The 887-nt window shown below is 58.7% G+C and carries 1 pseudogene; it reads right to left on the bottom strand.

The features are described from left to right. Nucleotides 1-273, bottom strand: a pseudogene (locus EXE44_RS16710) (zinc ribbon domain-containing protein); the annotation flags it as partial. Nucleotides 274-887 lie beyond the last annotated feature (614 nt).

Here is an 887-nt window from a genome sequence, read left to right as displayed (position 1 = left end):
CGCCGTTCGCTCCTTGAGGGTAGGGCTTCCTGTTTCCACGACGCGCTTTACAGACACCGAACCGGTGTCCGTAGGGAGCGCAGTCTCCACAGGCGTTGATTCGGAGTATCCCACTCCTACGTCTTCGAGGCCGCGAGAAAGAATGTTCCACGCCGCGTTCGCGTCCCTGTCCGCCTCAAACCCGCAGGCAGGACAGGAGTGTTCACGGACCCACAGCGGCTTCTCCGTCGAGACGCCGCAGGACGCACACTCCTTGGTCGTCCCTCTCGGGTCGCCATCGAACTGGTCGATGATGGCGTCTGTAGAGAGATTGCGCAAGTGATACAGCAGCGATTTAGCGAGTGGATTTCGAGCCGTAGCGGTGATATCGACGTGCTCGTCACGATCAAGTTGGAGCGTTTTCCCACCCGTATTTGCGAACTCCTGATCAAAAGCAATCCGAGAGAGGATTTCTTGGAAATCCTCTCTCGTGTACTTCCCACACGATTTTACGCCGAATTCGAGTTCTGGAAACAGCACCGTCGACGCAGCACGGCAAACCTGTTTCGCCTCAGTTGTCTGGACCATTTGTTGAACAACACAGCCCAGCATCAAGAGCCTCAGTCAGGTTCGGCAACTACTGTGAAGGGCGGGGCCTTCTCCTTGTACTTTCGTAACCGGCACGACCGGCCCGAATCATTGCGGAGCCAGTCCGTCCGGCGACGGTCGCCTCGAACACCTCGTGATCTCAGACGAACATCAGTCTGAATCGGAGCGATTCACGGAGCTGCTTTTCGGCTCCGGTCTCGATACGGAACGGTCGTCACGCCTCGCCCGGAGGGTGCCAAAAGAGCCCGTCGGCCACGAGGACTGCGGCCGCGATCGACGCGCCCGTCACGGGTAGCGTA

The sequence above is a fragment of the Halorubrum sp. SS7 genome (genome assembly GCF_005435055.1).
GTDB lineage: Archaea > Halobacteriota > Halobacteria > Halobacteriales > Haloferacaceae > Halorubrum > Halorubrum salinarum.
Note: the sequence above shows the minus strand (reverse complement) of the source record. Positions and strands in the feature narration are given on the sequence as shown.